Source organism: Psychrobacter sp. N25K4-3-2, assembly GCF_015351755.1.
GTDB classification, from domain to species: domain Bacteria; phylum Pseudomonadota; class Gammaproteobacteria; order Pseudomonadales; family Moraxellaceae; genus Psychrobacter; species Psychrobacter glaciei.
This window is the reverse complement of record NZ_JADKLX010000004.1, coordinates 113,358-128,769: the sequence shown is the minus strand read 5'-3', so window position 1 is coordinate 128,769 and position 15,412 is coordinate 113,358. Positions and strand designations below refer to the sequence as shown.

10 protein-coding genes are annotated in these 15,412 nt (G+C 44.7%); 7 read left to right on the top strand and 3 right to left on the bottom strand.

All coding sequences use genetic code 11. The annotated features are described in order from the left end of the window. Positions 1–215: 215 nt before the first annotated feature. Positions 216–1,988 (bottom strand): NACHT domain-containing NTPase, encoded by a 1,773-nt coding sequence (locus IOD06_RS11220; RefSeq protein ID WP_194620955.1) that lies wholly within the window; start codon positions 1,986–1,988, stop codon positions 216–218. A 111-nt stretch (positions 1,989–2,099) separates the two neighbouring features. Beyond that, on the bottom strand, positions 2,100–3,638 hold the full coding sequence (gltX, locus tag IOD06_RS11215) for a glutamate--tRNA ligase (protein WP_194620954.1): 1,539 nt from the start codon (positions 3,636–3,638) through the stop codon (positions 2,100–2,102). A 291-nt stretch (positions 3,639–3,929) separates the two neighbouring features. On the opposite strand from gltX, the gene rsmH reads away from it, so the two are divergent. The 7 genes from rsmH to IOD06_RS11180 all read left to right on the top strand — a co-directional run bounded on the left by rsmH (position 3,930) and on the right by IOD06_RS11180 (position 13,913). Next, positions 3,930–5,087, top strand: a complete 1,158-nt coding sequence (rsmH, locus tag IOD06_RS11210; protein WP_320157437.1) for a 16S rRNA (cytosine(1402)-N(4))-methyltransferase RsmH — start codon at positions 3,930–3,932, stop codon at positions 5,085–5,087. 407 nt (positions 5,088–5,494) lie between these two features. Next, complete coding sequence (locus IOD06_RS11205) at positions 5,495–5,920, top strand: cell division protein FtsL (RefSeq protein WP_320157438.1); 426 nt, start codon at positions 5,495–5,497, stop codon at positions 5,918–5,920. Continuing rightward, positions 5,917–8,007 (top strand): penicillin-binding protein 2, encoded by a 2,091-nt coding sequence (locus IOD06_RS11200; RefSeq protein WP_194620952.1) that lies wholly within the window; start codon positions 5,917–5,919, stop codon positions 8,005–8,007. The genes IOD06_RS11205 and IOD06_RS11200 overlap by 4 nt, the downstream gene beginning before the upstream one ends. Positions 8,008–8,077: 70 nt before the next feature. Then, positions 8,078–9,817 (top strand): UDP-N-acetylmuramoyl-L-alanyl-D-glutamate--2,6-diaminopimelate ligase, encoded by a 1,740-nt coding sequence (locus tag IOD06_RS11195; protein ID WP_194620951.1) that lies wholly within the window; start codon positions 8,078–8,080, stop codon positions 9,815–9,817. A 391-nt stretch (positions 9,818–10,208) separates the two neighbouring features. Beyond that, on the top strand, positions 10,209–11,660 hold the full coding sequence (gene murF / locus IOD06_RS11190; protein WP_194620950.1) for a UDP-N-acetylmuramoyl-tripeptide--D-alanyl-D-alanine ligase: 1,452 nt from the start codon (positions 10,209–10,211) through the stop codon (positions 11,658–11,660). Between the two features lie 3 nt (positions 11,661–11,663). After that, on the top strand, positions 11,664–12,782 hold the full coding sequence (gene mraY, locus IOD06_RS11185; protein ID WP_010198007.1) for a phospho-N-acetylmuramoyl-pentapeptide-transferase: 1,119 nt from the start codon (positions 11,664–11,666) through the stop codon (positions 12,780–12,782). Between the two features lie 168 nt (positions 12,783–12,950). After that, entirely contained in the window at positions 12,951–13,913 is a 963-nt protein-coding gene (locus IOD06_RS11180) for a putative RNA methyltransferase (RefSeq protein WP_194620949.1), read from the top strand. Between the two features lie 30 nt (positions 13,914–13,943). On the opposite strand, the gene cls is transcribed toward IOD06_RS11180, so the two are convergent. Next, a complete protein-coding gene (cls, locus tag IOD06_RS11175) occupies positions 13,944–15,395 on the bottom strand; it encodes a cardiolipin synthase (RefSeq protein WP_194620948.1) in 1,452 nt (483 codons plus the stop codon). Between the last annotated feature and the right edge of the window lie 17 nt (positions 15,396–15,412).

The window sequence follows — 15,412 nt, the reverse complement described above, 5'->3', positions numbered from 1 at the left end:
GCGGCTATAGTAATGCTGACTAAGAATGAAAAAGGGTCAGAAATGACGTGACCTCTTATTTCGCTTAAAAATATTATGGCATCGAAAAGTGGTGTATTTGACTATCAAGGTTATGTACTTGAACGTAACTTAGATATTTCATTATATGCTAAGAATTATTGCAGTCTATACTGTAGATATTTTGATATGAACTAACTATAAAGTAACTACTATCCTTATATAATATCACTTACGTCTATATTTATATCAATGTCGTCTTGTTGATTGATATATTTTATAATTTCTTCACGATTACTTATAATCTTATTACTTAATTTAAGTATTTCTTCCTTTAATTTTACTAGCTCAAAACTACCTAGATTATACTCGATTTTTTCAAAATCTTCAATTTTAAAGCGGTGTTTATCCATGTCTTCAGTATTAACTTTGGCAGAGCTAAACCTAGAAAGATTTGCGTTATTTTCAAACATAAAGCTAAAAATATATTTTTGTAAAAAATTACTAATTTCTAGAGGAGCACAAAAAAATTCAGACTGTATTTTACCCTTATCATCTAAAATAACTTCTATTTCACTCTTAGAGATCTTATTTATTAATAAGTTGTTAATCAGTGTATTACTGTTTCTACTTATTTCATAATATCCTACATATTCTTCAATAATAGGAAGTCTAAAATATTTATAGTAGTTATATCTACTCGTTTCCTCTAAAAAACGAACTGCACCTTTTGCCTTGAAGAATAAATGAATGTTTTTTGAATACTCTAAGTAAAATTTTTGTTGTGCTCGTTCAGATTTTTTTGAAATAAAGCTAGCATAGAAATACTCTTGAATGCTTCTGTGAACAAAAGAATAGTTCAATCCATCTTTTAATAATAAGCATACTACTTTTGAAAAATCTTCAAGTATGTTTGTAGGATTATCTGAAATTTTTTGATTATGTAAACATTTCTTGATAATCTCGATAGCTTCAGGATAATCTAAAATTAATTTATTGCTATTCCCTGTAAAGAAGCAAAACTCTTCAAATACACTCTGTAATTGTGCTTCATTTAGATTACTACTCAACTGCCTTTTGTATCCAGGTTTGGTTTTATCATGACGAGAAGTTAGCACAGAAAATAGACTTTTATAAAAATCGCTTTGGCTTTCTGGAATTTCTGATAACGCACGATAAGTCATTACAAAAAGCGTTACCATCAGTGGTGTCGTTAAAAGATCTTGAATTTCATGAGTACTTTCTTTAATGGTTTTTTTAAGTATTTCTCTACTTTTCTCATCATCAACTAACTTATCTACTAATTTAGACTGTTCATGAAATCGGTAACTAGACAGCCTATAGACCTTAAAGTAATTAGATTTTTGAATTTCAGATTCTGGTCTTGCACTAATAATTAGCTGCATATTTGGATAGCGTTCACACCATCCCTCAATCTCATTTAATAAGGTTTTAACCTTTTCGTGAGGTAGCTCATCAAAGCCATCAAGGAATAATATTAAATTTCCACTCTCAGCAATTTTTACAAAATTTTCATTAGAGAATGACTCTATCCAATTATTTATGGTCAAACTGATAGCTTCTTCTAGGCTCTGATTATCTTCAAGTCTACGAAGTTCAAAAAAAATTGGGACTCTGTTACCTTGACGCGCTTCTTGATAGGTTAAATAGCGCATAAATATAGATTTGCCTTGACCGACTGTACCTTCAAGTACAATAGAGCTAACGTCTATATTCAGTATGTGCTCAATTCTAGTTTCAACATCGTTGACTCTAGTCGGTACATAGAACTCGTTGAGATTAATACTTTTAGCACCTTGATAAATAGTTTTTACTTTAATTACGTCTGTAATTCTCTTAGATAAGCTTTCAAGTGATTTTTCTATTTTTTGATTGCGAGAACCTTTTAATGCTTCACTGAATGTCCAGCCTAAAGCCTTAGTTAGAGGATCTTTCAATAAGGTAGCTAGGACAGCGGCTGTAACAACCATAAAGTATCACCTATATTATAAATAAATTTTTATCAAAAAAAGCTACCCTAATCGTATAGTGATTGGGGTAGCTTTAGTAGTGTTTATAAACTATTTTTTCGAACTAAAAAGCTATTCAGCAGCCAAAAAGTCTGGCAATTCTGCCGCTTGCTTTTCAAGTTTCTTCAGTTTCTTTTTACCTAAGCCGCCCAGCACGTCAACCGCATGGCGCAAGCGTGTCAGGGTCATGTCAGCACCGATAATCGCCATAGAGTTCATGACTGGCGTCGATGAGGTGCTACCAGCGATAGCGATAAAGAACGGTGCCATAAAATCCCGCATCTTAATATCAAGATGTGCAGCCAGGCCTTTTAGCGTGGCGTAGATGTTTTCTTCTGACCAAGTAGGCAAGACTTCTAGCTGCCATAATGACAGCTGTAGCATATCCATGATTTGCTCAGGTGTGAGCGACTTATGCGTAAAGCTCTCAGCGTTGATATCAGGTAAGTTTTGGAAATAGAAGCCGCTCCAATTGACCGCGTCAGACAGCAATTCGATACGTGGTTGAATCGCCGCTGCGATAGCGGTTAGCTTGTCACTGTTGCTTGCCCATTCGAGGATTTTATTTTTGAGTTCTTCTGGCGTGAGTGCGCGTAGCCATTCAGCATTGAGCCAGTTGAGTTTCTCGATATCAAAGATAGGGCCGCCAAGTGACACACGCTGAATGTCAAAGCTGGCAATCATTTCTTCTAAGGTAAATTGTTCTGCTTCGTCAGGCATCGAGTAGCCCATACGACCGAGGTAGTTTAGCAACGCTTCAGGGAGTACGCCCGCATCACGATAGTAAGTGATAGAGGTTGGGTTTTTACGCTTAGACAGTTTTGATTTGTCTGGGTTACGCAGTAATGGCATGTGGCAAAGTACAGGCATCTCCCAACCAAAATATTCATAAAGCAACTGATGCTTAGGCGCAGAGTTCAACCATTCTTCACCGCGCATCACATGACTGATATCCATCAAGTGGTCGTCGACGACATTGGCTAAATGGTATGTTGGCATGCCGTCGGTTTTTAGCAGCACTTGCATATCGACCTGTGTCCAAGGAATTTCAACGGTGCCGCGTAGCATGTCTTGCACTTGACAGACGCCTTCGGTAGGCACGCGCATACGAATCACATGTGGCTTGCCCTCGCTTACCAATTGCTCGGTGGTTTCTGGTGCAAGGTGAGCACAGCGACCATCATAACGTGGCGTCTCGCCATTGGCCATTTGCTCGGCACGCATGGTATCTAGCTCTTCGCTGGTACAAAAACAGCGAAACGCATGATCTTTATCTATTAGCATCTCGGCGTGTTTGGTATAGATGTCGCTACGCTCGCTTTGACGATAAGGGGCGTGAGGACCACCAATATCTGGGCCTTCTGCCCAATCAAGTCCTACCCAACGTAAAGCGTCCAAAATCATTTGCTCTGATTGCTCAGTTGAGCGCGTCTGATCGGTGTCTTCAATACGTAAAATAAATTCGCCGCCATGGGCTTTAGCAAAAGCCAAATTAAATAGCGCAATATAAGCGGTGCCTACGTGAGGAAAGCCAGTTGGTGAGGGTGCGATGCGAGTGCGCACAGGGCGTGTTGATGCTTGGGTTGGTTTTTGGGTCGATGTTTGCGTCATAGGAATCTCAGAATGTTGTTAATAAATAAGGCAGTGAAAGAGGGTAAGGACAAATATGAATCAAAAGTTTGAAAAAATACGGATGAAACAATAGCCGTCAATGTTGAAAAATAGCGTAAAATATAGCGCTAGTATAACAGAGAGATGTGATATTTTTAATGAAAAGCCCTTCTAGCGCTTGACTACCAGCGTATCCTTGCGATAATAATGTTAGACAAGGCATAACTTGTTTATTTTCATCCGATTTTTTACTATTACTGGCCATTATGGTCGTCATCTACTGAGTTGTTTGTGTCATTATCAAAATCTAAATCTAAGCTAACGCCAAATGTTAACGCCAGTCCTTCTGCTGCTACTGATAGCCCTGAGTCAGCGCTTAGCCCATCTGCTATGGAAGACATTTCTGTTCAAGACCCTAATCAAGGCGATAAGGTGTCAGATGAATTAAGTTTCGTTCATGATGCTGTGCTACTGCAAGAAGCCGTCGCCGCTGTGCTTGGCGTCAATGCGCTGCCCAAGCAAACAGGCAGTGACGAACAAAGCAGTGACCGTCAAAATAGCTTGCAAATGAGTGGCATCTACGTCGACGCAACCTTTGGTCGCGGTGGTCATAGCAGGCTACTATTGAGTCAACTTGCTGATGATGCAACATTGATCGTCTTTGATAAAGACCCGACCGCCATTGCCGTTGCTCGCGAATTGGCAACTACCGACAGTCGTGTAAAAGTGGTTCATGACAGCTTTGCGACATTGACGGACAGTCTGGCAGCCATGGGCATCATGCAAGTTGATGGGTTGATGGCGGATTTGGGTATTTCCTCACCGCAGATTGATGATGGTAGCCGTGGCTTTAGCTTTATGCGCGACGGTGCGGTGGACATGCGTATGGATACCAGTCGTGGCCAGTCGGTCGCTGAGTGGTTAGAAAAAGTTGACGATGAAACCTTGGCCAATGTGCTTTATGAGTTTGGTGAAGAGCGTCACAGTCGCCGTATTGCGCGTGCGATTAAGCAGATGGAAAGTTACAAGTCCACGCTCGAGCTGGCAGAAGTGATAAAAGTGGCGCATCCAAATTGGCAGCGCGGCAAGCATCCAGCGACGCAAAGCTTTCAAGCCATGCGTATTTTTATTAACAATGAGCTGGGCGATGTTGATGACTTTTTAGAACAAAGCATTCCTATATTAAAGTCAGGCGGACAGTTGGCAGTCATCAGCTTTCATTCTTTAGAAGATCGCCGCATTAAGCAGTTTTTACAGCGTCATAGCAAAGGGCAATATCCAGAAGACGAAAATCTGCCAATGCCGCCAAATCGTCCACGGTATTTTAGCAAGCCCAAACGTGTTGGCCCTAGTAAAACTGAGGTCAGTCATAATCCGCGCTCGCGCAGTGCATGGTTGCGATTAGCGACGCGTACGGATACCGATTATCAGCAAACGCTAAAGCAATGAAACCTGTCGATGGCATGCTCTAGTATTCTGGTGAGTGAATGTGACTAAATGTCTTAATATTTACGCAACTGTTAAAAAGCTGTAAATATTATCTGCTAGGCTCAGCAGTTACTTTTTTGTTTATATATGAGCTAATTTGGCGATGACGATTAGTTCTTAGCATAGATAACAGTTGGTTTTAGAATAAACGTCAATCATGGCAGGTTTTTATGGCTATCATTGCACAGCATGTTTGGTTGTATTTTTCTTGATGGTACTGAGCAGGGATGAGATTGTTATTACCTGCAGACAGTTGCTGCTCTTTTATATTTGAAGTTTACTTTTTTGAGATCGTCATGGCAATATCTGACAAACCAGCAAACCGTCGCGCCGCTACAGCCAATACCACTGACGTTGGCGAGCTATTCGTGCGCCGCTTTAATGTGGTCAGTATTTATGTCGCCGTGCTATTGCTGTTGGCGGCGGCTATCGTCTGGAGCGGTATCAAAACCGCTGAGGAAGTGCAGCAATATCATCAGGATTATAGAACCTTGCAAGACATGAAAAAACAAGAACGTAAGCTGAAAATTGAACATCAGCGCCTCTTAATTGAACAGCAAACCTTTAGTGCGACCCCGCAAATAGCCAGTCGTGCTGTTGCTGAGCTTGGCATGTTTTCACCAGCCCTCACAGATAAGCTCATCATTCAGCCGGGTGCTGCCGTTGCATTGGCACCAGCCCAGCCGTCTAGCGCAGAGATGATTAGAGTCAATGATTCAGACGTAATCGAAACGGACGCTCCTATGACCGATGCTCCTGTGACCGACGCCAGCCTTGCGGAGGCAGGACAATGAGTGATAAAAAGCCAAAGACCAATCGCGGTAAAACAACCGCAAAAAATACCAGTAAAAAACCTGCCAGCGGTAAAGTGACCAAGCCTTTGCGTCCTGCTAGTGCGGCCAAATCAGGACAAACTGACAGCAAGTCCTCAGACAATCGCAAAGCCAAACTCTTTGGTCGCCTCAAAAAAAATGAGGATCAAGGCGCGTATACCAGTGTCAAAAACCGTAAAAAAATGGTGTTTAATAGGGCTACTGGTGCATCATCTCGTGGCGGCTTTGAGTACGATAAAAACCGATTCCGTACTGTTTGGGGCATGGCGCTTGTCGTACTGGCGCTACTGATAGGACGTGCCTATTATATCCAAGTGGCTAACGCGCAATTTTATCAAGATAAAGGTAACGAGCTCATCACCAGCGTACGGACGCAAAAGTCCTACCGCGGTATGATTACCGATCGCAATAATCTACCATTAGCTGTTAGTGCACCGCTTGCGACTGTTTCCTTTAGTCCGCATGATTATTCGCGTGAATACTACGAGCTCAAACGCATTAAAATCACCAATCCTAATAGTCCACAGCTACAAGCACGCATGCAAAAGCGACTGGATAATATGGATCTGACTCGACTGGCAGCGGCAGCAAATATTACGGTCAGTGAATTAAAAAAGGTCACCGCTGTCGACGATAGTATTGATGTGACCGATGAAGCGGCGGTAAAAGCAGCACTACCGTCGGGCGCAGGCTCGCATTATTTGCCACTACTGAATAAAGTGACTCCTGAGATAGCTCAAGGCGTTAGCTCGCTTGATTTCCCTGGTGTGTACGAAAAAAACTTCTTTCAGCGTTATTATCCGCAGCCCCAACCGAACTCGCAGCTGTTGGGTTTTATGGGGCAAAATGCCAACGATCCTGAAGGTGGCTATGAGGGACGCGCTGGTATCGAGCGCCAATTTGAAAAAGATCTGGCAGGTGATGATGGTAAGGTGTTGGTCCTTAAAGACGCCAAACAAAACAGCCTAAAAGAAATCAAACAGGTTGAGCCAGAAATACCTGGCAAAGACGTGGCGTTGACGATTGATTCACGTTTACAGTATTTGCTTTATAAAGAGCTAGAGAAAGTAGGGCGCTTGCAACAAGCCCGCTGGTCAACTGGCATGGTCGTTGATGTACAGACTGGTGAAGTATTGGCATTGTCGACATGGCCATCATTTAACTCAAATAATCTAAATGAGATGACTGGTGAAAACCAGCGTAACCGTGCGCTCCTTGATGTATTTGAACCGGGTTCAGTCATGAAGCCATTTACCGTTGCTGCCGCGCTAGATTCGGGCAAATACACATCGACTACTCTAATTGATACCAATCCAGGTTCAATTCGTGTGCGTGGTTATACCATTCGTGACCATAATAATTTGGGCACCATCAATCTTGCCACACTCCTACAAAAATCAAGTAACGTGGCCTCGACCAAGATTGCCTTATCTTTGCCCGCTGATGCTATTACCAATATGCAAAAGCAATTTGGCTTTGGTTCAAAGACACCGTTAAAGTTCCCAGCGGAAGGCAGTGGGCTTGTGGTTACACCGGAAGAAAAAGAGACCTCACGTCGTGCAACGATCAGTTATGGTTATGGTATGGAGGCGACTGTAGCGCAGGTGGCGCAGGCTTATTCGGCATTGGCAGCAGGCGGGGTCATGCATCCTTTAACCTTGGTTAAGAGTGACAAAGTGCAGCCAAGCAAACGCATCATGGCGCACGAACAAGCCATGTCGATTGTACAGATGTTAGAGAGCGTTACCGAAGAAGGTGGTACCGCCAAGGCAGCGGCGATTGACGGTTACCGAGTAGCGGGTAAAACCGGTACCTCGCGCCGTATCAACCCAAAAGGCGGTTATTATACTGACCAATACCGCAACGTTTTTGCTGGCATGGCGCCAGCATCAAACCCAAGACTGGTCGGTGTCATCTTAGTAGAAGACCCTCGAGGGCTTCATTATGCTGGTCTGACAGCAGCCCCCGTATTCCATAACGTCATGAAAGAAGCGCTACGCCTCTATAATGTGCCATTAGATAAGCCCTTAAAAACTGAAGCCCAATAGGCATGGATATGGATTTTTGAGTATCCAGCTACTAATGATCTGATTTGTTTTAACTGTTTAGGATTTGCCAATGACTATGCTCACTTCATCGCCAACCAGTGCTACGGTTAACTTGCAACAGCTTATGGATGCTAGCAATCGTAATGACCATCGCCTAGCGCAGGCATTATCGGCGATGATAGCAGCATCAGCTCAAGCGCTAGCCACTCAAACATCAACAAATCAGGCAGCTTCTGCTCAACTAAATACAGTTGCCAACGTACCGTTTCAGCGGTTTCGTTTGGACAGCCGTCAGGTAGCGCCAAACGACGTGTTTGTACTACTAAAGAGCCATACACCAAACTGCCAAAAAAGTCGTGATTACCTTTATCAAGCCGCTAAAAACGCGGCTTTTATCCTATCAGAAATCGATCCGATTGCTTTGCTTGCCACGGCTAATGTGCCACCACATGCCAATATTGCTCTAAGCACGGATGACTCACAATCTGTAGTGCAGCAGCAATTAGACTCCTTGCCTTGCCCTGTTTTATATGTGCCCAACATCCGTGATTTTTTGGGTGATTTAATCCAATCTCATTTGCAGTATCAGCAGCCAGTGACACTACCAGCAGTGGTGGCGGTGACAGGTACCAATGGCAAAACCACCATCAGTCAATTGGTGGCGCAATTAACCCAGTTGACTGGCATGAGTAGTGCGGTCATGGGTACGGCGGGTAACGGTAGACTGGGTGCCTTGGTGCAAGCCAGCCATACCACTGGCGATGCGCTAGCCGTCCAGCAGTTCTTATATCAAATGGGATCAGAGAACGCCGAGCTATTGGCATTGGAAGCCAGCTCACATGGTTTAGATCAGCAACGTTTGCAGGGTATGCCTGTGTCGGTGGCGATTTATACCAACCTAAGCCGCGATCATTTAGATTATCATGCTGATATGGCAGAGTATGCAGCGGCTAAAGCCAGATTGTTTGATAAAGCCCACTTTCCGGATTTGACCCACGCTATTATCAATATCGATGATGAGCATGCGCAGGTTATGTTGGACACTGCCCATGCCAGCGAATTGACGGTTTGGACCTATAGTTTGGATGCTTCAAAAACGGCTACTTTTATCGCTACTAAAATCAAGCCCAGCTTACAAGGTGTCGAGATTAGCCTACATACAGATTTCGGCGATGGGAAAATTAATAATTTAGATATCGTTAGTCCATTACTTGGACGTTTTAACGTGGCGAATTTGCTTGCCGCTATGGCAGCAGCGGTGGCGATTGGTGCTAAGTCAAATGTAGGTATTGAGCGCATTGCGACTGCTGTTGCACAGCTACAAGGTGCTGTCGGGCGTATGCAACGTGTGCCCTCTAATGATGGCTGCTTTATCGTTGATTATGCGCATACGCCTGACGCCTTAAGTCAGGTATTAGCCAGTCTAAAAACCCATTGCAAAGGTCAGCTATGGGCAGTGTTTGGCTGCGGTGGCGACCGTGATGCAGGCAAGCGCCCATTGATGGCGCAAGCAGGGCTGGCAGGTGCGGATCAAGTGATTTTAACGGCAGATAACCCACGCACCGAAGACCCACAATTGATCTTGCAAGATATGCAAGCAGGCATGAGTGCGGAGCAATATCAGCGTACCCATATCGAACCAGCGCGCCAAAAAGCGATTCAATATGCCGTCAATCAAGCGGCTGCCGATGATATTGTGGTCATCGCTGGCAAGGGTCATGAGACTTATCAAGAAATCAATAATGTCCGTTATGATTTTGACGACAGTGTTATTTTACAGAATGCTCTAGAGCACGCTGGGCGCGTATAAAAAATTGCTGTCTAAATGTTTAGCAACATTAATTTTTAGTACCACTAATTTTTTTAATAATATTTATAAGTTTTAACATGCCGGGTCTGTTGAACATTCAAATGTGGAACTGGCAGTGTCTATTTTTTAGACAATACGCAGTGAAATTTTTGATGACTAGTCGTTCTAGGTTAGACAATTTCGCCATGTATTGGCAAAAAATAGCCCTGCCCTGAAAGGCTAATACTAAAATCGCCCCAAACGTTGTTGTAAACCTAGCTAAGGTCTCGACATTATCGTCGGTTTACGCCTAGTTTGGGGCAATTTTAGCGATCAGCAGTCCTAATATTTGAATGTTCAACAGACCCTAGTTATAAGAAATACGTAATCATCATATAAGGTAATCACTACTATGACAGCCGACAACGATAACACCATACAGTCGCAAGGGCTGTATGTCTGGCAAGCAGATAACTTGCTAGCAGCCACCACCGCTATTGATGGTCACTGGCAGTTAGATGCAGGACAGTTAAATGAAGGGCAAGCAGAGATAAGTAACGGCATTACTAGCAATCGTATTGCCACTGACACGCGCACGATAAAAACCGGTGATATATTTTTAGCCTTAACCGGTGACAATTTTGATGGTCACGATTATATCAATATGGCTGCCTCACAGGGCGCAGTTGCCGCTATCGTCTCACGGCCTATCTCTACCAATATTCCGCAGTTAGTTGTCAAGGATACTCGCTTAGCGCTAGGGCAATTAGCCGCCTATCGTCGTCAGCAGCATCAAGATTTGACCGTGATTGCCATTACAGGCTCTAGCGGTAAGACCACTTGTAAAGAGATGCTCGGAAGTATCTTTGGTAGGTTGGCGCCGACGCTCATCACTCGTGGTAACCTCAATAACGACTTGGGTGTACCGATGATGCTGCTCGAATTATCCGATCACCATCGCTATGCCATCTTAGAGTTGGGTGCCAATCATATTGGTGAAATTGCTTATACTACTGAAATTGTCCGTCCGGACGTGGCTTGTATTTTGAACATCGGTACCGCCCATCTGGGTGAATTTGGTAGCCGCGAAGGGATTTGCCAGACCAAAGCAGAGATTTATCATACTTTGAATGACGCGCAATTTGCGATCGTTCCCGATAAAGATGATTTTACCAATCAATTACGCCGCATTGCTGAAAAGCATACCTCACATGTCATCGGCTTTGGTAATACCGATGTCAGCGCCAGTCACTTAGATGTCGAGCCTGAACGCAGTGAATTTAAGCTGCATATTGGCAACCAAGTCCATGATATTAGCTTGCCACTAGCAGGTGAGCATAATGTTAATAATGCGTTGGCGGCGGCGGCTTGTGCTCATGCTTTGAATATCGACGTGAATGATATTGTGATCGGGCTTGAGAACGCACGTCCCGCTAAAGGGCGCTTGAACAGTCAGCTACTCGGTATGCATCGCCTGATTGATGATACTTACAATGCCAACCCACATTCGGTACGCGCGGCTGCCAAAGTATTGGCGGCGCAAACCGGTACACAGGTGATGGTGTTAGGAGATATTGGTGAGCTTGGCGATGCTGCGGTGAGCGAACACCAAAGCTTGGGTCGTACCATCGCAACCACGGGTATCAATGTACTGCTGTGTGTTGGCGAGTACGCGCCTTACACCGTGGCTGGGGCACAAGAGATTTCTGAGATTAGCGCGCATGCGTTCGCTGATAAAGATAGTTTACTGCAGTATTTACAGTCTTACTTGCAAGCGCAACAAGCTCAGCCTTGTACGGTGTTGTTCAAAGGCTCTCGTTCCATGCAGATGGAAACACTTATTCATGCGCTAGTAGAGGAGTAGGCGGTGTTAGTTTGGTTGTTTGGCTGGCTTGGCCAGTATTACTCACCGTTTTCTGCGGTTTCTTCGTTGACGCTACGAGCGCTACTTGCGGTGGTTACGGCACTCGCATTTAGTATGTTCTTTGGCGGACCGGTTATTCGGCATTTGCGATCACTAAAGTACGGTCAGGCCATTCGTAATGATGGCCCGCAGTCGCATTTGGCTAAGACTGGTACGCCGACCATGGGCGGGGTGTTGATTTTGAGCGCCATCGGGGTGTCGACCTTACTCTGGGCACGCCTCAACAATCCTTATGTGTGGATTTTGTTGATCGTGATGATTATCTTTGGCGCGGTCGGTTGGGCGGATGATTGGCTCAAAATCAAATACAAAAACCCCAAAGGTTTGATTGCTCGCAAAAAATACTTTTGGCTGTCTATGGGGGCGTTATTCGTCGGTATCTCCTTGTATTATATCGCCACCTTGCAACCGGATATGGCCACCACCCGCGAGATGCAAGATTTATTAATACCCATTTTTAAAGACTGGATGATTCCGTTCTCAGCCGTGCCTTTCGGCATTGGTTTTATTATCTTTACTTACTTTGTGATTAACGGTTCTTCCAATGCTGTCAACTTGACCGATGGATTAGATGGCTTGGCAATTTTGCCTGTCGTTTTAGTCGCGGCTGGTTTGGGCGCGATGGCCTACGTCTCGGGTGACGTACGCTTTGCCGATTATTTGCATGTGCCTTATATTGCCTACAACTCTGAAGTAATTATTGTCTGTGGCTCGATGATCGGTGCTGGCCTTGGCTTCTTGTGGTTCAATGCGCATCCCGCGCAAGTCTTTATGGGTGATGTGGGCGCGCTTGCCCTCGGTGCGATGCTCGGTACGATTGCCGTCATGACCCGTCAAGAGATCGCTTTTGCTATTATGGGTGGTTTATTCGTCGCCGAAGCGCTATCGGTTATGCTGCAAGTTGGCTCCTATAAACTGCGCAAAAAACGCGTCTTTCGTATGGCACCGCTACATCATCACTTTGAAGAAATTGGCTGGAAAGAAACGCAAGTGGTTGCCAGATTTTGGATTATCGCCATTTTACTGGTCATACTTGGTTTGATGACGTTAAAACTGCGCTAAGCGTAAGGCAACGTCAAAAAATACTATCTTAAATATTTGCGTGATTAAAAAGCCATCTCAGCAATAACTGAGGTGGCTTTTTGTTTTCTTAAATTCTGTACGGCTTCTTTTATTCATCAACCCACGCAATTTTTGTTAAAATGCTAGCCATATTGCTATGACCTAGAGATGCTTGTGTCCTTATTTGTTTGTCCCCTTTGCCAGTCACCTCTGCAACCAGCCGCCGATACGTGGCGCTGCGATGGCAGTTTAAACCCTAAGCAAACTGCGCATCCGTTTGATGTGGCGCGTCAAGGCTATGTCAATCTGCTGCCCGTACAGCAAAAAAAATCCAAAACACCGGGTGATAGCCAGCAATCTATCGAAGCGCGAAAGCGGTTTTTGGCAGCTGGGCATTATGCGCCGTTACAAAGATTGGTTTGTCAGAAAATGGGGCAGTTATTAGGGCAAAATGCAAGCATCTCTGCGCCAACAGCTAAGCCTGATAAAAGCCCAGTCAACTGGTTAGACATCGGTTGCGGGGAAGGCTATTACACGCAGGCGATGGCACAGATGGGCTCAGATATTATCACTACTTTGATAGCGGCTGATATCAGCAAGCCCGCGTTGGTTGAGTTGGCTAAAGTGAGCAAAGCCGCCAGTCAGCTGTGGTATCAACAACATAAAGACAAGGCTGAAAAGACGACGGTTATTTACCCATTGGTCACCAGTGCGGCAAATTTGCCTCTGCGTGCTCATAGCGTCACGGGTATTAGCAGTATTTTTAGCCCTATTTTGCCTGAGGCTTTTGCCAAGGTATTGGTTGATGAGGGCTACCTAATTATTGCCAAGCCTGATGTCGGACATTTAGCAACGATGCGTGATGCACTATTTGATAGCGTGCGCGAGCATGATTCTGATAAGTTTTTGCAGGAGTTGGCACCATACTTTACGTTGATAGAAACGCATCGTGTCAGTACCGAGATGACATTGTCAGCGACTGACTTAGCCGACTTGCTGACCATGACCCCGTATGCATATCGCGCTCGTAGCGAAAAAAGACAGACACTACTGGCAGCGGTTGAACAACAAGCATTTAGCACGGAAGCAAAATTTGTGGTGTATGTTTTGCAAAAAAGCGTTGATCAATAATGAGGACACGCCCTAGCACCCAGCTGTTATTTATAAAATAGGTCCCATCGTCGCGACAATATTGTTCCAAATTCTGTATGGCAATGACCAGTCTGCAACTTGTTGACGGCTGACTTCTTCTGAATCAGCGATATACTGATACTGGCGTTCAATAATATCGGCGGTTAATGCGGTATCGCTAAAGACGATATTGTTTTCGTAATTCAAATCAAAGCTACGCAAATCTAAATTGGTCGATCCAATTAAGCTGATCTGACCGTCAACGGTCAAGGTCTTAGCATGTAGCAATCCCGGTTTGTATTCATAGATTTTTACCCCTGCTTCTAGCAATTGCCAATAATAACTGCGGCTGGTCGCGGCGACCACCAATGAGTCGTTGTGTTTGGGGAAGATCATCGTGACCTCTACGCCGCGATAGGCGGTGGCACATAACACATTGATAAGGGAATAATCTGGGACAAAGTAAGGGGTTGAGATGGTCAGGGTTTTCTGTGCTTGGCTAATGAGCACTCCTAAGAATTGCGGTGTTGCGCCTGAGCGTTGGGTGGGGCCATCAGCAAAGACTTGTGCGGCAAAGCCTGTCGAAGTTGGCGAGCCTAGTCGCTCGGTAGGGTAATAAAAGCTTTCAATCGCTGTGTCAGGGTTTTCTATCAGCCAATCATTGGCAAAGAGCATCTGGTTCTGTGCCACGACAGGTCCTTCGACGCGCAGCATAATATCGACCCACGGCGCAAAATTTGGCTTCACGCGAAACTCAGGGTCCGCGCAGTTTTGACTACCAGAGTAACCAATGCTGCCATCGATCACGGTAATCTTGCGGTGATTACGCAGATCAATACGGCTAAATAACATCACCTTTATAAGATTGTTAATCGGTAGTGCCACGCTGACTTGCACGCCAGCATTTTTCATTTGTTGCCATATCTTTGAGCTCACCATCTTCCGTGAGCCCATGCCATCCACCATCGCTCGACAAGTGACACCGCGACGTGCTGCACGCATCAAGGCTTGGGCAATATCGATACCTGTGCCATCAATCAGCCAAATATAATACAGCACATGAATATGATCGGTTGCTGCATCAAAATCCGCAATCATTCGTTTGTGCGTTTCAGCCGCATCGGCCATGAGTTCCGCATGATTGCCCACCGTGGTATGAAAGCCTGTGACGTTCGCAGAGTAAGCAAACGCCGCTTGATACTCGGTTTTTATGGCATGTGTTAAAGCCTCGTCGCTACCGAGCACTTCAGGGTTCTGCGTATGGAGCTTATCTATAATTTGCTCATGCTTGCGGCTGAAGTCACTGCCTAAATGTACCTCACCAAACATCCAGTAAACCACGACGCCGATATAAGGCAAGATAAACAGGACGACCATCCATGCCAGTCTAGCCGATGAGGTCAAATCATGGCGAGAGAGTATGCGTAAGGATATCAGCACGAGTAATATGAAATGAATGGTCAATAAAATATCCAGTACCATAGCGCCGTCCTTAGTCA